The 25,785-nt window shown below is 38.9% G+C and carries 27 protein-coding genes and 2 pseudogenes; 23 read left to right on the forward strand and 6 right to left on the reverse strand.

The features are described 5' to 3' along the window. Positions 1-3 precede the first annotated feature (3 nt). Positions 4-1,071: an HD-GYP domain-containing protein gene (locus tag B5Y67_RS09225; protein ID WP_088226160.1), complete on the forward strand. Its 1,068-nt coding sequence runs from the start codon at positions 4-6 to the stop codon at positions 1,069-1,071. Between the two features lie 183 nt (positions 1,072-1,254). Here B5Y67_RS09225 and B5Y67_RS09230 read toward each other — a convergent pair. Further along, positions 1,255-3,363, reverse strand: a pseudogene (locus B5Y67_RS09230) (thioredoxin domain-containing protein). A 408-nt stretch (positions 3,364-3,771) separates the two neighbouring features. Here B5Y67_RS09230 and B5Y67_RS09235 point away from each other — a divergent pair. Then, positions 3,772-4,623 carry an AraC family transcriptional regulator gene (locus B5Y67_RS09235; protein ID WP_088226161.1) on the forward strand — a complete coding sequence of 284 codons (852 nt, stop codon included), beginning with the start codon at positions 3,772-3,774 and terminating at the stop codon, positions 4,621-4,623. A gap of 72 nt (positions 4,624-4,695) precedes the next feature. Then, on the forward strand, positions 4,696-5,172 hold the full coding sequence (locus B5Y67_RS09240) for a DUF3795 domain-containing protein (protein WP_088226162.1): 477 nt from the start codon (positions 4,696-4,698) through the stop codon (positions 5,170-5,172). A gap of 267 nt (positions 5,173-5,439) precedes the next feature. Here B5Y67_RS09240 and B5Y67_RS09245 read toward each other — a convergent pair. Beyond that, a pseudogene (locus B5Y67_RS09245) lies at positions 5,440-5,613 on the reverse strand (DUF255 domain-containing protein); the annotation flags it as partial. A 408-nt stretch (positions 5,614-6,021) separates the two neighbouring features. On the opposite strand from B5Y67_RS09245, the gene B5Y67_RS09250 reads away from it, so the two are divergent. The 20 genes from B5Y67_RS09250 (at position 6,022) to B5Y67_RS09345 (ending at position 20,819) form a co-directional block, all read left to right on the forward strand. Continuing rightward, the gene (locus tag B5Y67_RS09250) at positions 6,022-6,630 is read left to right on the forward strand and encodes a TetR/AcrR family transcriptional regulator (RefSeq protein ID WP_088226164.1); all 609 of its coding nucleotides are present in this window, start codon (positions 6,022-6,024) and stop codon (positions 6,628-6,630) included. A 16-nt stretch (positions 6,631-6,646) separates the two neighbouring features. Further along, positions 6,647-8,329, forward strand: a complete 1,683-nt coding sequence (locus tag B5Y67_RS09255; protein WP_088226165.1) for a PEP-utilizing enzyme — start codon at positions 6,647-6,649, stop codon at positions 8,327-8,329. 39 nt (positions 8,330-8,368) lie between these two features. Then, positions 8,369-9,271 carry a PEP/pyruvate-binding domain-containing protein gene (locus B5Y67_RS09260; protein WP_088226166.1) on the forward strand — a complete coding sequence of 301 codons (903 nt, stop codon included), beginning with the start codon at positions 8,369-8,371 and terminating at the stop codon, positions 9,269-9,271. A gap of 183 nt (positions 9,272-9,454) precedes the next feature. Continuing rightward, positions 9,455-9,661 carry a hypothetical protein gene (locus tag B5Y67_RS09265; protein ID WP_170932646.1) on the forward strand — a complete coding sequence of 69 codons (207 nt, stop codon included), beginning with the start codon at positions 9,455-9,457 and terminating at the stop codon, positions 9,659-9,661. Positions 9,662-10,391: 730 nt separating this feature from the next. After that, the gene (locus tag B5Y67_RS09270) at positions 10,392-10,880 is read left to right on the forward strand and encodes a hypothetical protein (protein WP_088226168.1); all 489 of its coding nucleotides are present in this window, start codon (positions 10,392-10,394) and stop codon (positions 10,878-10,880) included. 171 nt (positions 10,881-11,051) lie between these two features. Beyond that, positions 11,052-11,459, forward strand: coding sequence for a hypothetical protein (locus B5Y67_RS09275; RefSeq protein WP_140419078.1), 408 nt, complete (start codon positions 11,052-11,054; stop codon positions 11,457-11,459). A gap of 235 nt (positions 11,460-11,694) precedes the next feature. Continuing rightward, positions 11,695-11,826, forward strand: a complete 132-nt coding sequence (locus B5Y67_RS26195) for a hypothetical protein (RefSeq protein ID WP_282432770.1) — start codon at positions 11,695-11,697, stop codon at positions 11,824-11,826. A gap of 54 nt (positions 11,827-11,880) precedes the next feature. Continuing rightward, positions 11,881-12,384 carry a GNAT family N-acetyltransferase gene (locus B5Y67_RS09280; protein ID WP_088226170.1) on the forward strand — a complete coding sequence of 168 codons (504 nt, stop codon included), beginning with the start codon at positions 11,881-11,883 and terminating at the stop codon, positions 12,382-12,384. A gap of 47 nt (positions 12,385-12,431) precedes the next feature. Further along, positions 12,432-12,899 (forward strand): GNAT family N-acetyltransferase, encoded by a 468-nt coding sequence (locus B5Y67_RS09285; RefSeq protein WP_088226171.1) that lies wholly within the window; start codon positions 12,432-12,434, stop codon positions 12,897-12,899. Positions 12,900-12,938: 39 nt separating this feature from the next. After that, complete coding sequence (locus B5Y67_RS09290; protein ID WP_088226172.1) at positions 12,939-13,298, forward strand: hypothetical protein; 360 nt, start codon at positions 12,939-12,941, stop codon at positions 13,296-13,298. A 136-nt stretch (positions 13,299-13,434) separates the two neighbouring features. Then, complete coding sequence (locus B5Y67_RS09295) at positions 13,435-14,043, forward strand: LysE family transporter (RefSeq protein WP_088226173.1); 609 nt, start codon at positions 13,435-13,437, stop codon at positions 14,041-14,043. 74 nt (positions 14,044-14,117) lie between these two features. Continuing rightward, positions 14,118-14,522 carry a hypothetical protein gene (locus B5Y67_RS25855; protein ID WP_242975916.1) on the forward strand — a complete coding sequence of 135 codons (405 nt, stop codon included), beginning with the start codon at positions 14,118-14,120 and terminating at the stop codon, positions 14,520-14,522. Positions 14,523-14,984: 462 nt separating this feature from the next. Next, positions 14,985-15,563 (forward strand): hypothetical protein, encoded by a 579-nt coding sequence (locus B5Y67_RS09310; protein ID WP_088226175.1) that lies wholly within the window; start codon positions 14,985-14,987, stop codon positions 15,561-15,563. Positions 15,564-15,653: 90 nt separating this feature from the next. Next, positions 15,654-16,028: a DUF3784 domain-containing protein gene (locus tag B5Y67_RS09315; RefSeq protein WP_088226176.1), complete on the forward strand. Its 375-nt coding sequence runs from the start codon at positions 15,654-15,656 to the stop codon at positions 16,026-16,028. 108 nt (positions 16,029-16,136) lie between these two features. Then, positions 16,137-16,613, forward strand: coding sequence for a GNAT family N-acetyltransferase (locus tag B5Y67_RS09320; protein ID WP_088226177.1), 477 nt, complete (start codon positions 16,137-16,139; stop codon positions 16,611-16,613). Positions 16,614-16,858: 245 nt separating this feature from the next. Beyond that, positions 16,859-17,413, forward strand: coding sequence for a hypothetical protein (locus B5Y67_RS09325; RefSeq protein ID WP_088226178.1), 555 nt, complete (start codon positions 16,859-16,861; stop codon positions 17,411-17,413). A gap of 14 nt (positions 17,414-17,427) precedes the next feature. Beyond that, positions 17,428-17,757: a hypothetical protein gene (locus tag B5Y67_RS09330; RefSeq protein WP_088226179.1), complete on the forward strand. Its 330-nt coding sequence runs from the start codon at positions 17,428-17,430 to the stop codon at positions 17,755-17,757. A gap of 186 nt (positions 17,758-17,943) precedes the next feature. Next, positions 17,944-18,789: a VanW family protein gene (locus B5Y67_RS09335; RefSeq protein ID WP_242975917.1), complete on the forward strand. Its 846-nt coding sequence runs from the start codon at positions 17,944-17,946 to the stop codon at positions 18,787-18,789. Positions 18,790-19,079: 290 nt separating this feature from the next. Then, on the forward strand, positions 19,080-19,997 hold the full coding sequence (locus tag B5Y67_RS09340; RefSeq protein WP_088226180.1) for a TIGR01777 family oxidoreductase: 918 nt from the start codon (positions 19,080-19,082) through the stop codon (positions 19,995-19,997). A gap of 300 nt (positions 19,998-20,297) precedes the next feature. Then, positions 20,298-20,819 carry a GNAT family protein gene (locus B5Y67_RS09345; protein WP_088226181.1) on the forward strand — a complete coding sequence of 174 codons (522 nt, stop codon included), beginning with the start codon at positions 20,298-20,300 and terminating at the stop codon, positions 20,817-20,819. 601 nt (positions 20,820-21,420) lie between these two features. On the opposite strand, the gene B5Y67_RS09350 is transcribed toward B5Y67_RS09345, so the two are convergent. The 4 genes from B5Y67_RS09350 to B5Y67_RS09365 form a co-directional block, all read right to left on the reverse strand. Continuing rightward, complete coding sequence (locus B5Y67_RS09350; protein ID WP_088226182.1) at positions 21,421-23,124, reverse strand: acyltransferase family protein; 1,704 nt, start codon at positions 23,122-23,124, stop codon at positions 21,421-21,423. Then, positions 23,117-23,983, reverse strand: coding sequence for an ABC transporter ATP-binding protein (locus B5Y67_RS09355; RefSeq protein WP_088226183.1), 867 nt, complete (start codon positions 23,981-23,983; stop codon positions 23,117-23,119). The genes B5Y67_RS09350 and B5Y67_RS09355 overlap by 8 nt, the downstream gene beginning before the upstream one ends. A gap of 196 nt (positions 23,984-24,179) precedes the next feature. Continuing rightward, entirely contained in the window at positions 24,180-24,803 is a 624-nt protein-coding gene (locus B5Y67_RS09360; protein WP_088226184.1) for an SdpI family protein, read from the reverse strand. Continuing rightward, positions 24,790-25,071, reverse strand: coding sequence for an autorepressor SdpR family transcription factor (locus B5Y67_RS09365; protein ID WP_088226185.1), 282 nt, complete (start codon positions 25,069-25,071; stop codon positions 24,790-24,792). The genes B5Y67_RS09360 and B5Y67_RS09365 overlap by 14 nt, the downstream gene beginning before the upstream one ends. Positions 25,072-25,785 lie beyond the last annotated feature (714 nt).

The raw sequence follows: 25,785 nt of genomic DNA on the forward strand, positions 1-25,785 counted from the left end.
TTAATGCGCTTGGTGAATACACATTTCGTCAAAGAAGGATCTGTCCTGGCACGTCCCGTGATTAACTCGTCCGGCAAGATTTTGTTACAGTCCGGGATTCGTGTGACGGCATTATATATTGAACGCTTAATTGCTATGGGTTACGATGTTCTGTTTATTGAAGACGACCGCCTTGACGATGTAGAATTATTTGCGACTATTTCTGAGAAAACCCGTGAAGTTGCTTATAAGACAATTCAAGATATCAGCAAATACATTGAGAGCAATTCTGAAAAGTCATTACCTGTTTCCGGAGTTCGTTTGACGATTAAAGAAATGATTAATGATCTTTTGTCGAGCAAAGATATTTTGGGCAATTTGACGGATATCCAAGGATATGACAACTATACCTTCCACCATTCCATTAATACAACAATTATTGCCCTCGTTCTGGGAATTGGTTCCGGTTATAATGAACAACGCTTGCTTGAATTTGGTATGGGTGTCCTGATGCATGATATCGGAAAAATTATGATACCCGAATGTATCCTTAATAAGAAAACGCCCCTTACAGATGAAGAATTTATGGAAATTAAGAAACATACAATAAACGGCTTTGATATGTTACGTAAAAATAATGATTTTAGTTTGCTTTCTGCACATATTGCTTTTCAACATCAGGAAAAGTGGAATGGTTCCGGTTATCCTCGGGGATTGAAGGGTACTGAAATCCATGAATACGGCAGGATGGCCGCGGTTGCTGATGTTTATGAAGCATTAACCAGCCGCAGGGTCTATCGTAAGGCTGTAGAGCCTAACGCGGCGTATGAGTATATTATTGCTCAAGCAAATTCTCATTTTGACCCTAAAATGTTAGAGTTGTTCAAGAAACATATTGCTGTTTACCCTTCCGGTTCGGGTATTTTGTTAAGTAATGGACAAAGGGGAAATGTTGTTAAACAAAACTTGTTATTTCCTAATCGTCCTTATGTAAGAGTTTTCTATCAAGGGGAAGAAGAACTCTCCGAACCTATTGATTATAATTTAGCCGATTGTCCGTCGATCATGATTATGGCAGTTGATAATCGTTAAGTTCCGCTTTGAGTTCTGAATTGAATCTAACTAAGATCACTATTACATTTATATTTAAGGGAATATGCTCAACGAATTAAGGGCTGCAACAAGTAGATTAGTAAACTTGTTGCAGCCCTTTTTTCCCTGCTTCCTTTATAAGATTGGGGGTTAAAGTGATTTCAGATATCAACAAATAACAAGTTAAGAAGTGAGAAGAGTTTTGAATTCTTCAATTCCATGAACCGGACTTTGACAGGTGAAGTTCTGACAGAGATAGGCGGTTGTTTGGCCCGTCTCTATCGGGTAATCCTTGAGCCAAGGAATAAAAGAGTCAAGGCTTCCTTCATGATAAAGAACCGATGCGAAGGGACGGAAGTCTGAGAAAAAGGTTTTACGCATCTCTGAAAGTTGGGGAGAGTTCAGGGATCCGGCAAGAATCAGTTCCTGGCTTGGCTGCAGAGCAAATTGCAGGGCTTGCAAAAATGACGTGTAGCCTGAGGGATGTTCTTCAAGCAGCGGACGGAAGCAGAAGAAAAGCTGCTCTGCTTTTTTATTCCACCGTTCTTCACCGGTAAGGCGTGCGAATCGAATTAGATTTTGCGCTGTCAGTGAATTACCGGACGGAAGAGCTCCGTCATAACTTTCCTTAGGGCGGATAAGAAGCTCTTCGGCATCTAAACCAGTCAAAAAATATCCCCCATCGTTGTTGTCAAAAAAGAGTCGTTCAAGCTGATCTTGAAGTTCAAGGGCAGTTTCAAGATAATGGGACTTTCCGCAGGCAGAATAGAGCTCCAAGAGTCCCTCGATTAAAAAGGCATAGTCATCTAAATAGCCTAAATAGGCTGAATCTCCTTTCCTGAATCGAGCTAAAAGCCGACCATCACTGCGTCGGAGGTTAGTAAGGATAAAGTTGACAGCTGTTTCTGCAGCCTTCAAAAATTCTGGGTTGCCTAATACTTGCGCGCCCTTGGCTAAGGCTGTGATCATCAGACCATTCCAGGCTGTTAGAATCTTATCATCTTTGTGAGGATGAACTCGTTGCTCACGGGCGTCAAACAAAGCACGGCGAGATGTTTCAAGAGATTCCAGCTCTTCAGGAATCAAATCAGGATTGTCAATTAAACTCTTTCCTAAAACTCCCTGAAGTAAATTGGGTATATTTTTTCCTTCGAAATTTCCTTTTGAAGTTATGTTATAGACCTCACAATATCTTGAACCCGCATCTTGACCGAGCACGTTTTCTACTTCTTCAGGCGTCCAAACATGGAATTTTCCCTCAATTCCTTCGGCATCAGCATCTTCTGCTGAATAAAATCCTCCCTCAGGAGAGGTCATATCACGAAGCACATAGGTAAAAACGCTTCTGGCTATTTGCGCATCTTTGGGCTGATGACTAACTTGATAAGCTTCCAGGTAGGCTAAAGCAAGCAGTGCGTTGTCATAGAGCATTTTTTCGAAATGAGGAACCAGCCATTTCTCATCGGTGCTATACCGGGCAAAACCGAAACCAATATGATCATAAATTCCTCCCCAGGCCATTCCGTCTAAAGTTTTGCGTACCATAGCAAGGGCATTGCTCTGAGGTTGGTCTTGGGCATAACGTAAGAGGAAGGTCAGTGTGTGAGGGGAGGGGAATTTTGGAGCTTGACCAAAACCACCATAACGAGAATCAAAACTTCGGGATAACGTTTGATAAGCTTTTTCAATAACGTCTTTTCCCCAGGACTGGATTCCCTCAGTTGTAGAAGGCTGGAATACGGCCTTTGTTGGGACAGCTTGCTGAGATTGAACGGCTGATACAATCTGTTCGCTTGTCTCTCGGACATGTGATTCTTTGTCTTTCCAAAGGACACCGACTTGTTCCAGAAGTTCCATTAGTCCTTGGCGGCCATAATGTGCATTTTTGGGGAAATATGTCCCTGCGAAGAAAGGCTTTTTCTCAGGTATCATCATGATTGTTAGAGGCCATCCGCCTGAACCTGTTAAGGCCTGACAGAAAGACATGTAGATATGGTCGATATCCGGACGCTCCTCGCGGTCAACTTTAATTGAGACAAAATAACGATTTAAGAGGTCTGCGACCTCTTGGTCTTCGAAGGATTCACGTTCCATGACGTGACACCAGTGACAGGTCGGTAAACTACACTACGAATACCCAATAGATAAGAAAACAGGTTTATTCTCTGTTTTTGCTATTTGAAAAGCTTCTTCACTCCAAGGATACCAATTCACAGGATTATTAGCGTGTTGGAGTAAGTAGGGTGACTTTTCGTTAGCTAATCTATTGGGTATTTGATTATTTGTTGTCATGGGCAATCACCACCTTTTTAATCAATGTTATAATTTAGTTAAGGGGTCAACAATTTAACTCTTATGTTTCATAATTTCCATTTCAGTCATAGACTATCCGCTTTATTATTTAAGGTTAAATTATATTATATTATATTTTGCTGGTTAGAACACCTAAACAAGCAAGAGTCCTCGTTAGTGGCGAGAATTATAGTGAGAACTTATGTAAATGAGGTGCATTTATAAAATTCGAATATGAATCGTAATATCCAATGAAGAATATGAATCCATAAAAACTGGGGCGAGTGAGAAATCGACTTTGAGGCAAAAAATCAAATAAAACCATATAATTCAAACCTGTCATCAGGACGCATTTAAAGACAGGAAAAATAGGGAGGAAACATTTAATATAGAAAGAGGAGGGGCTTTATGGATTGGCTTGATGCAATGAACAGGGCAGTAGAATATCTAGAGGCTAACATTACTGAAAAGTTGGATATTGAGAAGGTAGCGAATATTGCCTCATCATCCACGTTTCATTTTCAGCGTATGTACCATATGATAACCGGTGTTACTGTAGCTGAATATATACGCCGAAGAAGGCTTACACTTGCTGCGCAGGATATTTTATCCGGTAAAAAGATCATCGAAGTAGCATATAGGTATGCCTATGAAACGCCTGAAGCCTTCACAAAAGCTTTTGGAAAAATGCATGGCATAAGCCCTTCGGCTGCGCGCGAGCCGGGAGCAAATCTCAAGGCATATCCAAAACTCTCCTTTCACATCTCCATAAAAGGAGATAAAGATATGAATTATAAGATTGTTAATAAAGGTAGCTTTACAGTTGTAGGCAAACAAAGAAGGATAACTATGGTAGACGGAGAACACTTTATACAGGTACCTAAATTCTGGGACGATTGCCAAAAAGATGGTTCATACCAGTGGATCAGCTCAAAGGCTGGCAAGCTTGGTGTCCTAGGTATATGTAAGGATTTTGGCAAAGATGAATTTAACTATCTAGTAGGAGTAGAGGAAATCAAAGACTCCCTTCCGAAAGGATATGTTTCGGCAACTATCCCGACTGCAACCTGGGCTGTATTTGAATCAGTTGGCTCACTGCCTGGAGCTATGCAAGATACTATCCGAAGGATATATTCAGAGTGGTTCCCAGCTACAGGATATCAGCATAATTGTTGCGCACCAGCACTTGAGGTTTATCCTGAGGGTGATAAAATCTCTTCAAATTACAGATGTGAGGTTTGGGTTCCTGTTAAGAAGTAAACGGGATGAAACTTGAAGATTATGAGCTTTGACTTCTCTGAATAGTTGGCCAAATTGTCAAGGAGGAATACTATGAGTAATTATAATTATGACTCGTATTGTGGACTTTATTGCGGTGCATGTGATGTTCTGATGGCTTATAAGCATGGTTATGAGGACAAGATTGCCCCTAATATTAATCTTGAACCTTCACAGATAAAGTGTCATGGCTGCAAGACTGATACAATATTTGTAAACTGCCGTAAGTGCACAATTAGAAGTTGTGCCATTAAAAAGAAAGTAGATCATTGCATCAATTGTATAGATTATCCATGTAATATGCAAAATGAATTACTACAAGATTTCTCGACTAAACACAACTTGCCACATTTACAAATCATACCTAAAAATCTAATGACTATTAAAAATATTGGAATTGAAAAGTGGCTTAAAGAACAAGATCAGGTTTGGAAATGCCCAGAATGTCAAACAGACTTTTCTTGGTATACCCATAAGTGTATCAAATGCGGCAAGGATTTAGATAAGATAAAAGACTACAATAATTTATAAAATTTCTTTAATAATAGCGTAAAGTTTGAGAAGTTCCCTTACTGTAATAGTACCAGCGTTCTTTTGAATGCTGGTACTTTGTTAACCTTTTATATCGGACGTTATAAGCTATATGAGAACGTGTCGCAGCTTAACTTTGCTAAAGACCTATATAACGAACTTATCCTTCCATTTGTTGTGAAATCGGAAAAGAGAGGGTATTTACGTTATTGGAGATTAATTGTATTAAAAAAGTAAAGAAATTTGGTTATAGTAACTGGAGTGCCACCAGTGACAGGTTGAATATCCTATACTTAGAAAAATAGGCTTGTTATCTCTTTTGGCCACTTCGAAGTCTTCGTTATTCCAAGGATACCAATCTACGGGATTATAGGCATGCTGCAAGAGATATGGGCTTTTTTCGTTGATGAGTTTGTTAGGTTTTTTGTCGGTGATTATCATTTTGTCCTCCAAAAGTGTGGTTATTCTACATGACAATAATGTTAGTATGTCAATATATCAAGTGTTTATAAAGGATTGTTTGCCAAATCAAATATATAAAATCCTGTTGACTCGATAGTTAGCTTGAAAAAAATTGAACAACAACGGCAAGCCCGCCGTATAAAGCGGGAGCAACTGGAGGCCTTTCTTATCAATTCAGATGGGAGAGGCAGTAGCCAAAGAATCTCCTATTGATCACGATTATTATGTCGTGATTATTTTTTTGTCTCAATAGAGAAAGGAGCATTCTTGACAGTAGGATATTATGCAAATATAATGAACTAAATCATTTAATGTACAGTGTATAAGAAATGAATGAATACATAATTTCAGCAAGTTAATTACTTCTTAAATCGAGGTGAAATTGTAATGAAACTAAGAGATAAACAAAAGGCCGAAGTTAAATTGGCACTCGTAAGAGCAGGTGAAGAACTTTTTAGAACTAAAACGTTTATGGAAACTACAATTGAAGAGATTACTGGCGCAGCCGGGGTAGCAAGGGGAACATTTTATAATTATTTTCAGTCTAAAGAAGATTTAGCTCTGGAGATATTCTATGGGACAGAAGAACTAACGACAGAGCAAATTGAAGATTTTTTTGCAACCACTCCAGGAACCGATAATCAAATTAAGGCTCTCATTGCTAGTGCCGTTGAGTGGACTATGAAAAGACCGGATCTTGTTCTGATCACCCTGCTGGAAAAGATGAAGCGCGGACAAACGCCAGAAAATCCCCAAGGGCCGTTCTTCCGGAGAATGATAACAGAAGTCTTCGCACGTGGTCAGAGTGCCGGTGTTGTAACGAGAGAAAGGCCTGCCCAGGATCTAGCCCACGATATTGATGGGTTATATATGGTTCATATGGTGAGATGGTACCATTATGGTCAGCAAGACGACCTCTTATCCGCTATTCTATCTTCAGTAAATACCCACTTATCAGGTGCCTTGATAAACAGTAGAAATATAACTGATAATTGAAGGAGGTAGAAAAGTAATGTCACATTGGGATGCTAAGGGATTCTGGATGCGGGATAATATTCATTGGCCGAGACCGGTACACCCACTTTTTGTCTCTTATGGACTGATTCCTATCGAAGTTGGATCAGCTCACGCTTATGAGGAATGGTCTATGCCTTCTCTAAAATATGCCTATCTTGTTCTCCACGGATATGTCTTTCACCGAATTGAGTCTATTGGGGGAGATGCTCCGCCGATTATGGAACGGTTTCCGCTTCTCTTTCATTTGTGGCGGATTAACCCGCTACTTCGCAGCCGGGTCTTGGGTTTTGGACGGTTTATTAGGGAAAAAGGGTTTGAAAAGCACGTCAATGATTGGAGAGAAGCATGGGAGCCAGAAGCTCAGAGGCGTCTTGAACCGATCCGCGACTTTAATCGCGCCAACGCAAGTATGGAAGAACTGGCCAATCACCTGGAGCAATTATATGACTTTTTATGCTGGGCTTGGAATCCACATTGTAAAATTGTCATGCTGGGTATGTACATACGCGGGCGATGGCTGGAAATATGCGAAAAACTTTTCAACCTGACAGAATATGAAGCCTTCGAATTGGTACAAATTAATGATCCTGCAGTACTTAATACGATGAACCGCCTCTTAACCTTAGCCCGGCGTGCTGCCGCAGACCAGACGGTCAGCGAGATATTGTCTTTACCTAGTGAAAAAGCGCTTCAGGGGCTATCTCATACTTGGTTTCAAAAAGAACTCGATCAATTCTTAGAAAGTGAAGGCGATCGGCCGGCAGATAGTTTTGAATTCACACCCACGTGGAGAGAAATGCCGGAGATCGTGGTTGGGATTATCAAGGGGTTACTGTACTCAGATAACTCTATAACCGAAGATTCCGAATTTCAAGCGTACCGGCAACAGCGGATCAAGGAACTTAGCAGTACTTTAAAGGGCAAGGAGCGGGAGGATTTTGACGCTTGGCTGGAATTAGCAGAAGAGGCTCAACCCTTAAGTGAAATCCATGACTACATTTTATTGACTGTTCCTCTTAGCCTTACCCGTTATGCTGCAATTGAGGCAGGACGAAGATTTGTTCAGGAGAATATTCTCGATAGTCCAGATGATATATTCTTTCTCTATCGGGAAGAATTAATCTCCGCCCTTAGAACAAATTACAACCTTGCCAGCTTAAAAGGGTTGGTGGCTGAGAGGAAGGCTGAACATAGCAAAAATTTCTCATTAGTGCCTCCACAGACTATTGGAAAAATGCCCATTGCCCCTCCTTTCCATGTATTTCCACCAATTGCAGCGGAAGGAATGAAGATCTTTGTGAAACAATATTCCCTTCTAGAAGCGCAGCAGGGAGCTTCGCTGGAGCTATCTCCGGAGGGAGAGTTGTCTGGTATCCCAGGTTCTCCGGGAGTTGCCGAAGGATCGGTGCGAATTATACATACGGCTGAGGAGTTTAGCTTGGTTCAAGAAGGAGAGGTCTTAGTCTGTCCTTTTACTACTCCCACTTGGACAGTACTATTTCCGAAGTTGGCGGCGTTAGTCACTGATTCAGGTGGGGCATTGTCCCACGCAGCAATTGTTTCTCGAGAGTATCGACTTCCTTCGATAGTTGGAACTATTAAGGCAACAAAAATATTGCATAATGGGCAACGTGTACGTGTGGACGGAACCGCTGGAAGGCTTCAAGTCTTAGATTGAGAAGATTTTAAGTGAAATAGCTAAATGGAGAATAAGACAATGAAATATGTACGGTTACTTCAAGAATTAAAAAGAGAAGACCTATCCTTAGCCGGTGGGAAAGGGGCTAATCTAGGTGAATTAGTATTGGCCGGAATGAAAGTACCCCAAGGTTTCGTTTTAACCGTTGAAGCTTACCGGCATTGCATACCAAAGATTCGTTTGCCGAAAATTAACGTCCAAGACTTACCTGCTTTAGAAGCTGTAACTTCTAAAATTCAGATGGAAATAGAAAATGTTTCCTTGCCTGCGGAAGTAACGCTGGAAGTTCTTGAGACTTATAGAAGAATGAGTTGCCCGACAGTTGCAGTTCGTTCCTCGGCTACGTCTGAAGATTTACCCGGTGCCAGTTTTGCCGGTCAACAGGAAACATATCTTAATATCCAAGGGGAAATAGCCCTTATCGAGGCTATAAAAAAATGCTGGGCTTCACTTTGGTCTCTCCGAGCAGTGCATTATCGCTCATTACAAGGATTCGGAGAGAGTGAAGCCGCTCTTGCTGTGGTCATTCAGGAAATGGCCCCGCATCTGGTCTCTGGAGTGGTATTTACGGTTAATCCTCTTACAAATAACTTAAGTGAACTGATGATAAATGCAATACACGGTATCGGGGAAACTTTGGTTCAAGGTGAAATAGTTCCTGATCAATGGATCGCCAGACGTCCCGATGGTGCAATTCTTAAGTTTACTTCTGCTCCGAAGAAGGGACAGTCGCCATTCCTCTTGCGTACACAACGCTCCGCCAGAGGGTGTTTAACTTCCCAACAGGTTCGGGAGTTGGCATGTCTATGTCTCCGGATAGAAAAACATTTCAATGGAGTACCACAAGATATCGAGTGGTGCTATGGCTTAGGGGAGTTTTACCTGCTTCAAAGCAGGCCCATTACTACGATCAAGGATTAATTTAAGCAATAACTAGTTTGAAAAAGTTTATAGTTACCGGAATACATAATAGAAATTACTCATAGATTAAGAGATTATACTGCTTATGGATATCACAGCTTATAGATAAAAGGGCTCTTCCAGAGTGGAGGAGTCCTACGCAGGGATTGGCCGATTATCATCCGAAAGTTGCCTGAGGATTTTGTGGCGAAAGATTATCAAATGAGCTTTTCATTGATTACAAAATTTATTGAGGAATACCAGCTTAAATCGCCAAAAAGTCTGGAAGAAATCACGCAAATATTTAATATTCTACTTGCAATGGCGAGAAGTACAGAGTTTATTCCAGGTGATTTGACAACATCAGTCGATTACATTATCGACACGGTCATCGACGAATTATTTGAATAAAAGGAGAAAAAATGAACAACGAAGAACTCACAAAACTTGTCCTTGAACAAAAAAAGATGCACTTGAAAAAATGCAAAAACGGAACAAAAGTATGTTTGTCGGCTTGCTTTTTAACGATATTTGGACGCTGATTTTGACGATTGTCCTGATTTGGGTGGTGCTAAAATGAGTGGGGCTTTTATGAGAAAAAATTTCTTAATAGTTACCGGTACCCGAAGCGCCAATAAAAACTAATACAAGTAGTATTAAGTCAATGTGACCAATCGTTGTAAACGCATACGGCCAGATAGCTGCAACTAGGGCGTCATGACTTGAAAATTCCTTTATCATTAAAGGGCAATCATTGATATTGAAAGGTCCCTGAAATTTCAGAAGCACACTAGTGCATGTCGAGTATCTGTTTAATATTTCGCTCAAGTTCCATGTCAAAATTACAATTTTGTAAAAACAATACCATTCGCAAAAACGATACCATATGTAGTGTTAAAAATGCGTTTAGCAAACTACATATGGTATTTAAATTTATGCGATTAATAAGCCAGAACGTTTTTTGACATTCTGGCTTATATTTTCGGTTAACATTTATGGAAGGAATATTTGGGAATTTGTTGAACTCTAGATGAAGGAAGTTTATGGCATCTTTAACTCCACGTCGTGGCAAATGTCAAAAGATGGAGTATTAAGCACTTGGCTTTAAGACATTGTATTCCAAAATTAGGTTGGGATAAATATGAAAAAGGTTATGAGATGGATTGGTTTAGTTATTGCCATTGTTGTAGTTGTCGTAATATCCATAAAAATTGTCGATTATAATTCCTTGGCAAGTAAGAATACCAGGAATTTAGAACGGACTTTATCTCAAGATAATTATTATGTGAATGGAAATGTAAAGGATTTAGTTACTATTGATTATGATAAAATGTATGTTTTTCCACCTTATCAATCACTGGATGAAATGGAAAGACAAATTGGCTTCAAATACTCAAAATTGGAACAGGGCTTAAACGGAGGAGTTAATAACATTATATTTGTCAAAGGCAATAAGCCAGTTGCATATTTGTTTGGATATGCCAGTGATACTGGATATTTCATTAATACTCCAAGTGGTGAGTACACTAAAGCACAAGTTGAAACCATGATATATAAAGTAGAAACTAGAGAAGTCGGCAATTCTTACGGAACTCCTAAAACATATGTAAATTACCAGTTTATCGATTGATAATCGACATTTTCACACAGAAAATAGGATTGAGTAGCAAGCACTTTGCTTTATCTAGAATCATAACGAATCAACTTACTACTTATTTAGGATTTGATTCTTATTTGTTAGGGGAGAGAAGGAAAGAGAAGGAGCATGATTCTCCTGCCTCTTAGTTTGAGGGTGTTAGAAATGAAGAGCAATAATTGGTTATTTGCAAGGTTGCCAAATTGGCTGAGGTGGGTTATAGCCGTTCCAGTAGCAATGTTATTAACCTTAATTATTCAATTTATACTAAGTTATACTATTCACAATGTTCTTGGGTGGTCTTACAATGCAACAATATGGATGATAGTGTTAATAGCAAGTGTCATTTGTGTTAATGCCAGCCTATTTTACTGTATTCCAAAGTATAAAGCAGTTATTACAGGGGGAGCTAATCTACTGCTATCTGTGTATTTTTTAGCTTTAATCGCCTTGCATATTGCTAACGGTTTCTTACTGGATTCAATAAATATTCCATACGGGATTTCAATTATCGTGTGTATTTGTATTGCTGTTAAGCTTTTAAGAAAGAAGAACATTGAAGTTATGAATTGATATACATAACGTAGGCTCGGCATTCAATTTTATGTCAGCTATATATTTGTTGAGATAACTCCCAATTTAAAATATTGAAAATTTCTGAAATTAAAGGTATTACCAATGAGAATGAGACTTTTGTCTTTCATGGTGTTAATGATGGTTTCAGTTGGTTTAATGGGTTGTAGTCAGCTTTTAAGACAAAGCAACTTTACATTACTCAAATGCTCGTAATTATTTTGCGATAGCTCATGTGGGTGTTAGAGATGTATTGCTTGCCAAGCTTCAGCAATTGGATTTTACTTCAGAAAAATTAGGATGGTCAATTATTGATGGAGGCTTATGGAAGACCATTGATGGTGGGCATACATGGGTTCAGATTTAAAGTCCAGAGCTAATCATTAATCCTGCTCAGATACAATCAGGGGGAGTTAACACATTGAAAATTACCAGAGCTTCAGAACAACATCTCGATGAAATCCTAAGATTGTGTAGGAATTGTTCACAAAACATGAAACGTAAAGACATTAACCAATGGGATGACATTTATCCCAGTAAGGAAATATTTCAAGAAGATATAAACAACCATTCTCTTTATATTGCTGTGCATGAAGAATCAGAGGAAATTATGGGTTGCATCGTTCTGAATAATGACCAAGAACCAGAATACAAGGTTGTCGAATGGCTATATGAGCAAGGAAAGATTGTAATTGTTCATAGACTCATGGTACATCCAAACTATGAAGGAAAAGGGATAGCCAGAAGTTTAATCGAGTTTGTAGAGAAATTAGCTAAAGAAAATGGATATACAGCAATTCGCCTGGATGTCTTTAGTGAAAACACTAGGGCAGTAAATTTTTACAAGAAACAGGGGTACAGAGTATCAGGGAAGGTTAATTTTAGAAAAGGGGAGTTTCTCTGTTGCGAGAAAATAATTCTTTGAGTCGACATATGGCTTAAGCCATATAAGTTGTTAGGGGGGCGGAAAATTTGGAGGATGTTCATTTCGTTGAAGGAAGTGCGGAACTTCTAGATAAGGTTGGTTTACTTTGGAAGAAACTCAATATCCATCATTATACAATTTCCACCCATTTTCGGGACAGTATGGCATTGATGACTTTTGACCAAAGAAAGGCATCTTGGCTAAGTCGGACAGAAACAGGACAATTAAGAATTGACATTGCAGTTCTGCGAGAGCCAGAGGAACCTATCGGTTATTGCGTTACAACGATTGACAATGATATTGGGGAAATCGAGTCATTATTCGTGGACGAAGCATATAGAAAAATGGGTTTGGGGACTGTCCTTTTGGAAAGGGCACTTAATTGGTTGGAGCAAAACTCCATACCAAAGAAAAGGTTAAATGTCGCAGTGGGAAACGAACAAGTACTAAACTTCTATAGAAGGTTTGAATTTCATCCAAGAGCTATTATACTTGAGCAACGGTTGAATAATTGAAACCTGCGGAAAATTAAGGATAATCCTGGGAGGTCTTAAATGAAGAACGAAATACCCGCCATTTTTCTTAAAGAAATATTGCTACTATTCGCTGAAACCTTGGTCATTGTATCTCCCAGTTACTATGCCTTTAGCCTCCCTTACTATGGAGGAGAAGGGATTATACTCATGCTATTGTTCATAATTTATCCTGTGGTTTCGATTTTCGCAGGGATATTAACCTTTAAGTTGAGAATGAGAGTATGGGTTAATGCCATAATAACAACTATGGTATTTTTGGGGCTATTTTCAAGCTTATACAATTATACTGCCTTTAGTTATATTCCCTTCTATTTAATCTTCTATTTTATTGCCCTAACGGTAACAAAACTAGTAATGATGGCAGGGTCAATGGAGTAAATACATACTTTTTCGATATAAAGAAGTCGGATAAAGGCTGGTATGTTTCTTAGGCTAATAGTGGTCCGTGAATGTAAAATCTAGGGGTATAAAGCATATTGGATAAATCAGCATTTCTTATTTTGGAGGCTATTCTGTGATTACAAAAGGATTTAAGCTGGGGATGATGTTGCAGTTAGCAATAGGACCAGTATGTGTCTTCATATTCACCTTGGGAGGAAATAAGGGATTATTGACTGCTGAATTAGCTGTTTTAGGCGTTGCGATAATTGATGCGCTTTACATATTGTTGGCGATATTTGGAATTGCATCATTTATTGATAAGGAAAGGGTAAAGCAGATACTTAAACTCTTTGGTTCAATAATTGTTGCGATTTTCGGGTTACATATCGTCGTTGGGACATTTGGATGGGAAGTTTTGCCCAATGTGAGCTTGTTCAACGGGATTAAAACAGAAAACTCGTTTGTTGAAGGAATTATTTTGACTGCATCAAACCCTTTAACGATACTATTTTGGGCTGGAGTATTTTCAACCAAAATAGCTAAAGAGAAACTTACAAGAACTGAGGTTTACTTTTTCGGTTTTGGTTCTGTGTTATCAACGATATTCTTTTTGACAGTCATCGCGGTCATCGGAAGCATTACACGAAAGTTCTTATCCGTTACCATAATCTCAACGTTAAATTTTACCGTTGGGCTAGTGTTAATATATTTTGCTTTTAGGATGTTTTTCAAGAAGGCTTAATAAATAGAGGACTTGTTTTTTTTCGCTGAATACAGGATTGAACTATGATTGAAAGTTAAATATGGAGAGTTAAAATGATTAAGAAAAATATCATAGAATTTTTAATAGAAGCAAAAAGGGCAACCTACGCAGGAAATGGTCCCGAAAAACTATCGTCACGCCCTAATTCTCATGATTTAGAGTATGAGAGGGAATTCAATGGAAGGGATATAAGTGACATGTTAAAGAGAGTGCCTTTACAAACGATTTCAGAATTACATAGAAGAACAGGAATTAAGCAAACTGAACCAGCAATCTTTACAAGGTTCCCTTACTTTGAATACTTTGAGAAACATAATCCCCGCGACATAATACTAATGAATAGTACCTTGCAGGTTTTAGTTGCTATGACTTATCACAACGAATATTACTCAGGATGTCATGATCCTTTTCAATTTGAATTTACTTCGCCTAAGGCTTATTGGTTTCGGAGCCTTTAGATTTATTAAATTCTAATTTAAATCCAGCCTTGTTTCACTCACATGTAATTGGAAAGGGATACTCCATATAATGAGTGGGATTATCTCTTAATTGATAATCCCGTCGTCCCATTCCTATACACAAGAATTGTTTGAGTAACGAAGTACTTATACGAAGGAGGGGGCATTTTGATAAAATCAATAATCATCGGTCTAGGGATATTTATATTGGGCTTCCCTATAGTGAGTCTTAGTTCGAGCCTATTTAATAGTGGCAATGCGGAATACTCGTATTATTATGCAATAATTTTTTCAATACTGTATCTTTCTTCAATTGTAGGGTTTTCTACATCGATGATACTGAATGAGTTAAGAACCTTAAAACCTATCGATAAATAAAAGTAACTAGAAATTAATTTCTCAATTGTAACGTCGCTAAAAGGGAATTTATTTTAATTAATAAATAAATTGGAGTATGATGGAATGCAAAATTCATTGGTAATGAGAACAGAGGCAACCTATGCTTTGAATTTTTTAATTTACATACAAAATATATATCTTAATCAAAGCCGAAGTGAAAAAGAATATAAATTTCCTTATTTTCCATCAATAACAGCTTTTGAGGAAGATTTCCAAGTAAAGTATAAGGATTTATGGAATGAGGTCTCACGGAGAATATCTGAACGTCAAAGTAATGGTGTTAAGATTTTTTACGCTGAAAAAGATTTATTCTATCGAACTTTGTTTTTAAATAATTCCACCAGTTTAAAGAATTATAGTGAGATTTATAAATCCTTTAAAGTTTGGTGGGATAGTTTAGCAGGGGGATTTTCTGTAGAAAGGTCAATAGATGTATATCGTCAAGAATTATACGTAGAATTGTCAAGTTTGCTAAGTCAAAAAGGAATTGAACCCCAAAAAGAATTGAATATCAGCTTAATTTATGACGAATGTCTATTAGTTGAATTAGATGTTTCTTCTTATTTTGTAGTCCTCACCATACGTGACTTTGTTGTTAACAGAAAGGATTGGGTTTCTAAATTACTGAAATGTATTTATTAATCTAAATTAGTAACGGGAAAGTGTTCTTTTTAGGAAGGAGCATATTTAAGCTGTTTAATACAATAGGATATTTTTGAAAGAGTGATATTTATGTATTTGAAAACTATGTATTTATTATGTATTATTGCAGGTTGCTTTTTTGCACTTATTGGGGTATTCATAAAAATGACAAAAAAAATCGAATTAATAAATCAATTGGATGAGAGAAAAGAATATCATAGGGATAAGCTATCTGCTTTTGCAGGAAATAATCTAATATACATGGGTCTATTGGAAATTTTATTGGGTATTACTTTATTTCGTTTTTCACACACTGAAAATAACGCCATCAAAATAGGAATATTTATCATCTTTTTGGCAATATTAGTTTTTTTCTCATTTAAAGTTACACTAAGTTTAAAAAAATATGAAATATCCAAAGAAGATGGAAGTAATGAAATAAACACTGGTTCACATAATTCTTAAGCCCAGTAGTATAAATCCGTCCGCTCTAATCAGTGTTGGACGGACACTTATAGAACCAGGCGGAATTGCCACTCGCTATACAAATTTCAATCTTTTTAGGAGATTAACATGATGCCGTTGCTAGATTTCCAACCAGTTACATCTAAGCGTCTTGAGGTATTTAAAGAAATAGTCAACTCAAATAAAGAATATAACTTGTTATCTGAAGGTTATGCTGTACTTAGTGATGCAGGAATCCTAGAGATGTATGCATCATCTAAAAGGCTAGGTGCAGTGACGCGTTTTGTTGTTTACGATGATTATCCAGTTGGGGTAATTGATTACCTCATGGAGAATCCGTCTGATAACATGCCGTGGTTAGGTTTGCTGATGATACATGCCCAGCATCAAAGAAAAGGATACGCTATCGAAGCACTGAAAAAATATGAGTGTTTAATGCGGAATGAAGGTTTAAAGAAAGTACGCCTCGGCGTTATCAAAGGAAATAACCGTGAGTTAAATTTCTGGATTAATAGGGGATTTATCTTTTATCATGAGAAAATAGGAGATAAATTTATGGTGATGTGTTTTGAAAAGGAGTTGTGAAATTTAAAGATTATTTATGTCACTGTGACGATTGATATTTTGCATTATATCGATGTACGAATAAATGAACATATTTGCAATCCGCATGCCCTTAGATAGTTTTGACGTTTTCTATCTGAGGGCATTTAACTTTAGCAATAGTATGTTATTTCGTCATGATTCGCAGTTAATATGGGATATAGTTGTAATGTCTAAAGTTGCTCACATAAAGCCTCTTGTAAACTTCTAATTAGGGAGGAATAAGGATGAAGCGATGGTTTATAATTCCAATCCTTATACTCTTTGGTTTCTTTTTAATCATGAATCTAAGAGCTGAAACTATGGAGAGTAGAATTGCTTCAAACATTTTCTATAACACAACTACTTCTAAGGCAGATGATATCTTAGCCTTTGCGATTATCCCTGGAGATTACCAGAAACAAAGCGAATTAGGACACCGCAAACTTCTAATGAAAAAATATGATTCGGAAGTATATTTAGAACCCATAAAAGATGTGGGAGATGACTATTGGATAAGCTGGTCCTTTGATAATAACTGGTACAAGCGTGAAGGTACAGTCTTTACGTTTCGAAGCTTGCTAGAACCTGATTCATTCGGCAATAGGCTTTATAGTGACGCAAACCCCAATTTTCAGGCCGTTAATGAAAATGGTCAATCAATTCACGGTTCCTGGGGCGGTGGAGGAAGCACTTATAATTATGGCTTTAATGTGAGTAAGGAAAACTTTAATAAGGGTGAACGGATAGATGTAAAGCTAGAAGGTTTTAACCTCATGCATTATAAATTAACCTTGTTCTAAGGAGAGAGCATGCAATGAAAAAGAAGCTGGTTGTTGCGGTCACTTCAATGATTATTGGTTGCAGTATTTTCATAGGGTATGTTGTATCTCACGCTCATACCACGCCACAGATGGCAATTAGAACATATTTGTTTCTGTCGGAGCACCCAATTAGTGCCTTGACCACAGGAATTGTTGAGAATCAGTTTCAGACTGAATTAGATAGAAATATTCTAGAACTGCAAGACGCAAAAATTTATTCGTTGACGAGACCACCTCTTGATGTATCAGGAAACCATTTAATTAACGTTAAAGTAACTAAAAAAGGTGCAAGCTATTTTGCACAATATTATGGCGAAGCCTAATTCCCTTACACCTGAGTAACAGTTTACTAGCCGGATGATCCTTATTTGCGATAAATTAATTGAATATTAATACATATCAGAGGGCAATTGTTCCGCATTGTAGAACAAGATTAAGTTATTCAAAAATATGAGCCAATAATTTGGATAAGACTTGAAATCAAATAGAATAGTTTTGGAGTGTTTATTGTGAGCAATAATTTCAAACGGATAGAACGTCCTCGTCAGCGTTCAAGTATTCGGCTGTTTTGGGGCAAGTTGTTTTTTACCCTTCGACGTTATGTACATTGGTATTTGAGTAGAACCACTAAATATGCGGATAAATGCTCACCCTCCCCGCTACGATACATTATTGTAAAACATCAAACGCCACTTTATCGTCAACTTCGGGATGTAGACATGTGGCTACAGGAAAATAAAGTAGTTAATCTTAAATTGGCAACCACCAAACTACACGGTTTAATTCTTAAGCCTGGAGAGACTTTTTCATTGTGGCGATTTGTGGGTAAACCGACCAAGCGAAAAGGTTATAAAGAAGGAATGGTACTTTCGAACGGTACATTTCAAGCTGGGATTGGAGGAGGACTTTGCCAGTTATCTAACCTAATTTATTGGATGACCTTGCATAGCCCTCTAACAGTGACAGAGCGATGGCGGCACACACATGATGTATTTCCCGATGTCAACCGTACCCAGCCGTTCGCAAGCGGTGCAACCATTGTTTACAATTATGTGGACTTGCAAGTTAGAAACAATACTTTAGACGATTACCAACTGCTTGTGTGGTTGGATAAGACACATTTGCATGGAGAATGGCGTAGTAACCGAATTTTTGAGAAAAGATATGAAGTTTATGAGAGCCACCACCAAATTAATCATGAGTGGTGGGGAGGGTATACTAGGAATAACATAATACGCCGTAAGGTATTTGACGGCAAAGACGACCTAATAGATGATGAGTTTATTACAGAGAATCATGCCATCATGATGTATGAACCGATGCTCCAAGAAGGGACTAAAAATAATTTAAAATAGAAGTCATATGTTGAAAAGAATTAGTCGTTACCTAACCAAAGGATATAACACATTATTCTTGCAATTAAGTAGGCTAATTGGCATAAAATTTTTAACTGTATAATAAATGGAAGACAGTATTCAATTTCCTTAATGATGACCTAAATATCGATAATATTCACTGCCCTAACGGTAACAAAACTACTTTCTAAGAATAACACTGTCAAGATATGAAATTTGCGGAGAGTTAGCGTAAAATACTATGTTCTTTATGGAAAGAGCCGAATAGAGGTGAGGCTGAGGTGGGAAAAATGAAGGCTTTAATCTTTGGAGGAACGGGTTTTGTTGGAAGAAACCTGACAGTGGAATTACTTGCTAATGGATACCAGGTATACGTAGTAACAAGGAATCCCTCCAAAACCACAAATACCTTAGAAAATGGGGTTAAGGTCATTGAATGGGATAATCATTCCCCTCTAACTTCTATGAATCAACTATCTGAAATTGATGTAGTAATTAACTTAGCGGGCGAGTCAATTGGCAATCGCCGATGGTCTAAGTCCGTCAAGCAGGAAATATTAGAGAGTAGAATTAGAACTACTGAAGCAATTGTTACAGCTATAAATAACCGTACCATTCAACCCAAAGTTTTAATTAACGCTTCAGCCGTCGGTTATTATGGAGACTGTCAGGATGCTGAGATAATTGAGTCCGAAAAAGCAGGGGGAGACTTCCTAGCTCAAGTTTGTCGAGCTTGGGAAAATGAGGCTTCCAAGGTTCAAAGCGATTTAACTAGAGTTGTAACTCCACGGATTGGTGTAGTCATAGGAAGTGAGGGTGCTCTTAGCAGAATGGCAATGCCCTATAGGTTTTACTTGGGTGGTCCGTTGGGTAAGGGAAATCAATGGATTTCTTGGATACACATTCAGGATTTAACAAGTATGATAAGGTATTTAATCGAACATCAAGAGCTAACTGGTCCTGTAAACGCAACAACGCCATACCCCATGCGAATGAAAGATTTTTGCGAGATCTTGGGTGAGGTTTTAAATAGACCGTCTTGGTTGCCAATGTCTGAGTTATTATTGAGAATAGCATTAGGAGAAATGGCGGATATGTTATTACACGGACAACGGGTTATCCCGAAGAGACTTCTTAACGCTGGTTTTGAATTCAAGTATCCGAAGTTAAGGTCTGCCCTAGAGAATGCATTCGAAGGAAATTCGTAGGATATTGAGCTACATTGTTTGCAAATTGTATCAATATTTTGATTTCCCTTTTCCTGATAGCTACGGGATGTGGAAAAGAGTTGGTCTCGGTAGGCGGAACAATAATGATGAAACATCGTTAAAATCTATACAAACACTGTACTCAATAGCTGAAGACGTAATGAAAAAATAGATATAATAAATTCAGCAAGTCGAATCCGTTATATTGGCTGTGAAATTGAAGAACTCAAGAACTTAAGACGCGTTTTTCTTATATTGAGACGCATTCGTACAATACTATGATGTTAAGGAGGGTTTTTTATGCCAGATATTATAATCAATTTTCTTGAAGAGTCAGATGCACAGGAGCTTTTTACATTTGAGCTTACAAATAGGGCATTTTTTGAGAGAGTAGGTTTCCCAAGAGGAGATAACTATTATGAATTAAATAATTTCAATAGAATAATAAAGGAGTCTATTGAGGAACAAGAGAAAGGATTAGTATATATGTATTTAATAAAGAATCATACCGGAATGATTCTTGGCAGAATAAATTTATTATCAATAGAAAGAGGAAGTTTTAATAAGGCTGGACTAGGCTATAGAATAGGCGAGGAACATCAGGGAAAGGGATATGCAACAAGCGCTGTAAAACTTGTTTTAGATGAAGCAGTCAATAAGCATAAGCTTCATAGGATAGAGGCTGGGACATCACCTAATAATATAGGATCTCAAATAGTATTAATAAAGAACGATTTCCAGTCTGTTGGGCGTTTTGGTAAATATATCTATAAGAATGGAGAATGGTGTGACAGTATGTATTTTGAAAGAATACTTGATTGAATATATGCTGTCAAATACGTTTAGGCGTATTTTTCTTATATAGCGTCACAAGCTGAGTTCCCCTATTTCATATACCCATCAGCAATAAAAGCTGTCTCAAAGCATGTTGGATGGTATTCTGTTAAACTTAATGTGAAAGAAATCCTATGAATTACTATCGGTTGCCAATATTCGACTTGAAATTATGCGTCCATTACCAAAGGGGAGTTCTTGCAGATGAACGCATATTGTCGTAAGTATTTGACAATCTGATTGCGAACACTAAACGTTATGTAGGGAAAAACGGTATAATTTCAATTCAGGTAAACACGGATCAAGAAAGTGAAGAATAGAATGCACCTGCTTAAAAAATGCACCCCCTTTGAGGGGGTGCATTGTTAATTTGTATCAATTTTTGAGTTATTAGTGAGTTACAAGTGTATTTGCCTCCCTGCCTTTCGTCGGTTTGCTAATAATTAAAGGGGTAATCGTGAAAATCATTTTCGTGTCTCGTCTTTTAGAATTCCTCTATCGTTTTGATTGTTCCCTTAATTATCAATTTGTGAGCACTCTTAATGTTCTTCTCAGAAAATGGGCGCATTTTGCACTTGCGTCTTGCTATTTACAGGATTTTGTTCACATACGGTATTTTTCGTATAATCCAGGCTATACCGAAGGAGAAGGGTAAATACACCAGCGCCGTCAGGCAGAATTTCAGCAGCAGCTGTATCTGTAAGCCGCGCAGCGCTAATGCAAGAAAAACAAGGATGGGAGCGTGGATGACATATACAGTGAATGAATGATGCGAAAGGAACCGGCCGAATTTCTTCCCGCCGTTGACGTAGCGGCGGAAGAACGTGACGAGCGCGAGACTCATCCCCACGGCGAAGACCGAGTCCCAAAGTGCGAAGACTGCCGACTGCCAGGTGCCGTGACCTATCCATGGGCTGCCCTTGCCGATAAAAACCGCCGCAGGGAAAAGTATAACTGTTGCGAGCACGGCCAAAACGAAGCCTATCTTGCCGAGCGAACCGGAGACCGTCCGGAGCCAGTCCTGCCGTAAGGCCAGCATTCCTATCAGGAAAAAGGTCAGGTATTGGGGAAGATATCCAAGTGACGGGAATTCGAGCACGGGTATGCCGTACGGGACGGCGATCCGAAACAGGTAGCTGACGGCCGCCAGAGCCAGAGTGAAGAGAGCAACTCTGGGGAAGGTAAGCATCGTGTGGTTTTCCGGTATCGAGCGCTCCGGTCTGTTCTTCACAACTGTCCGCCAGGCGAGGTAGCCCAGGTCGAAAACGAGCAGCATCACCGCAAACCACATCGGCCCCAAAGCAAACAGGCTGGCCGTTGTATTGATCACAAAACCATGCGTGCCAATTCTCGCAATTGGACTGAGTATGAATACGTAAATGAGCGTGGGGACGCCGAGCCGCAGCAGCCTGTCCTTCACGAAGGCCCCGGGTCCTCTGCGTTCGAACGATCCGGGCGTGAAATACCCCGAGAGCAGGAATAAAAGGCCCATGAAGTAAGCTGAGTTCAGCATCATGAACAAATACAACGTGTTGTAGATTTCGGCCAGATGCTGCAGCACGACCAGGATCACCATCCATGTGCGCAGGTTGTCGGCGAAGAACAGGCGCCTTCCCGATTCTTTCGCCGGTAGAGGTGCCGTCCGGTTTCCCTCGGTAAGAGCGGAGGAAAGAAGGCACGAAATGGCCAACAGAACGATCCCCAGGCCCAACGCGATCGCCGCTATTGTAAGGTTGGAAGACAAATATTGGAACGATGAGCTCGTCTGTTTCAGAGCGTTTGTTTTTCTTGCAACGCCAAGGGTAATTATGAAAATCAAATAAAACGGTAAGTTGGAAAGGACATATACTTTGGAAAACGGAAATTTAAAGTAAAGCGGAAATATCACCGCGATGGTCAGGCAGAAATAAAGGAAGGCTATGGACAAAAAATTCAGGGTTTCAAGGCCACCCATTCCACTTCTGGTTAAAAACGATATGATATATGCCACTATCGTCGCGACAACACCATTTCCGACGACGATGCAGAGGGCGTATAGATATCTGCCTATGACGATTTCTGATTTCCTGAGCGGCAATACTCCATACAATTTTTCGAGATTGTTTTTTTCATATATGGAAAAATACTGACCGGCAAGGGGGGCCGCCATGACCATGACAATCGAAGTTGCCAAAATGGGCGTTTTTGACAGTACGGCGAATAAAATTCCGACCACGTAACCAATCATGAAGATTGGATAACGCGACTTCATTATATCGTGATCGAGCTTAATCGATTTGAGAATATTAGTCATAGTTTCTGCCTCCTTTGCTTATTGATACTAATATCTCGTCTATAGAAGGTTTTTCGGTAACGACTTCAGGAGCCAGATGTTTCATCTCGGAAGTCGGCAACAGTCCCGCAAATCCTGCGATATTTGTAGTGAGCCCGATGATTTTTTCTTTCAGTGAATCTATCAGGTCATGCGGGCCGCCCCTGACGATACAAAAGCTTTCCAGCAGATCATCTTTCGTTCCGGAATAAAATATACTTCCATGATCAATCAGCGTAATATAATGGGCGATTTTTTCGAGGTCAGAGGTAATATGGGTTGAAAAAAGAATGCTTTTCTGTCCGTCGGCGATATAGTTACCCAATATTTCAAGCAGTTCGTCGCGGGCAACGGGATCAAGCCCGCTCGTCGGTTCATCAAGTATCAGCAGCCTTGCCTCGTGAGACATGGCTACTGCAAGCATCAGTTTCATTTTCATGCCTTTGGACAGCTCTTTCACTTTTTTATTGGCGGACAGATGGAAGCTCTTAACATATTGAGTGAATAATGTGCTGCTCCAGTTGTTATAAAAGCCTTTCAAGGCTTTTTCAACTTCAGATACCTTCCAGTTCTCTACAAAATAGGTGTCATCAAAAACCACCGCAATATCCTGCTTGATTTTCTGTTCGTCCTGCACATTATCCAGACCGAATATTTTTATTTCACCGCTTTCCCGGTTAATCATATTAAGGATTAGCCGGATTGTGGTAGTCTTACCAGCGCCGTTTTGTCCGACAAATCCCATGATGGAACCCATAGGCAGAGAAAATGAGACGTTTCTTAGAGAAAAATCAGGGTAATCTTTGCACAGTTCGTTAATTTCAAGGACAGTATTATTCATAATAGTTTTCCTCCAGTGTAAGCTCAAAAATGCTGCTCAACTCTTCACGGGATATATCGTAAAATCACCATCTTACTGTGGTCACAAAATACCAAATTTGCTTTGTTCCAGAAATATCCTTTTTATAATTTACTTCATAAGCATCTTTAAAACATATAAAAGTTATCTTCCAAGATTGTGCCCTCTGTTGGAACAACTACTCTTTTTTAGCGTAAAAATACGAAGCCACAACTGTAATGAGCACCCATAGGAATACCGGTATGATAATAGCCAACCTCATCACTAAGTTGGTCGGTAAAATCCAGGCCAAGATAATTATAAAAATTCCCACTGGGATGCCTAATTGTCCACCTAGCCGATGCGTGCGATTCCAACTTTCCGTACTTGATAAAGTCCATGGAGTGCGGAATCCGACCCACCAATTTGGTTGAATACGGGGTAAAATATTTGCTATGAGCATGAACATGATGCCAATTGCAGTTGGGGCGAATCGTATCGATGTGATTTTTAAAGCATGCCCGATCACCGTAAGGTACACTAAGCTAATACACACGACAATGACGCCACCAACATATCGATAAGTCGACCAAAAGGATCCGTAGTTCTTTTTCTTTGGATCAATTCTCCACAACACGTGCCATAAGAGAATAATGCCGAGCATGATTGCTGGTTCATACAAAACTATTAATAAACGCGGAGTCATTCGGCTCGCATTGCCAACAACCAGGGCTGGAAGATGAGTGTAAGCTACAATTCCAAGTATTATTGTTAAAACCCATGCGAGCCAACCCCACCAAGGCATTACCCTATTCTTTTTCATCACTATCGCCACCTCCAAAGTGTTCGAAAATCCATCCAAGCCATTCTTGCAAAATTGTTGTGTTGAGCCTGTAAATAATAAAGTTTCCGTCCTTCTGATCGACAATCAAATTTGCATTTTTGAGCACGGTCAAATGACGACTAATTGTCGGCTGGGCAAATGAAAAGTGGTTTGCAATTTCACCAGCCGTTTTTGGTCCTTCCTTCAATAATTCGATAATCTTTCTGCGTGTTGAGTCGGACATTGCCTTAAAGATGCCCTCATTCATTTGATTTCACCATCCATTAAAACATTCCCAAGGACTATTTTATAATATAGCTAAATTGCTAAATAGTAAATAACAAAAATAATTTAATTAGATAAACGGGCGATCATGGTGGAGGCGCGTGCTCTTGTGCAAAAGGGAATCCTAAACTGTGCGAATGATGTATTCTGTCTTTCGTTAGAAGAGCTGATCCACATGCAATGAAAAATTATGATTTTGTATTTGGCAGGAATATTCTGGAATTTGTTGAATCAAGTGTTAATTCAGCTACGACTTTAATTGTTCGAATTGCTGATGATGATACTGTTACTATACAATAAAAATAAATGGGGTTTTAGTGAGTAATTGATAAAAGCCCAATATGTTGCAGAATTAATTAGCCTTTCAGCAGGAAGTATCACTGGTGAAACCGGAATAGGGATGGAAGAATACAACTTTCATCCCTGTTCCTATTTTTGGTCGGATATTTAAAATTTGTCTACTCACTTTCATTATGACATTTGTAATATCCAGTCATGCTTCTGCTCACTACCATCTTATTCTGTCTTGTTTTATCCTAAACATGGGCTCATCAGGATTCTAAATAGAAGACGAGGAGCATTCCTGTAAGTAACAAAAAATGACCTTTGAAAAAAAGACGACCTCACGTTAATCTTTGAAAGGACGGACTGTTGGCCAACAGAATCCAATCAAAAATAACGGAGGTCATCCAGGTGA

Origin of the sequence: Desulfosporosinus sp. FKB (genome assembly GCF_002196705.1) — a bacterium.
Taxonomy (GTDB): Bacteria; Bacillota; Desulfitobacteriia; order Desulfitobacteriales; family Desulfitobacteriaceae; genus Desulfosporosinus.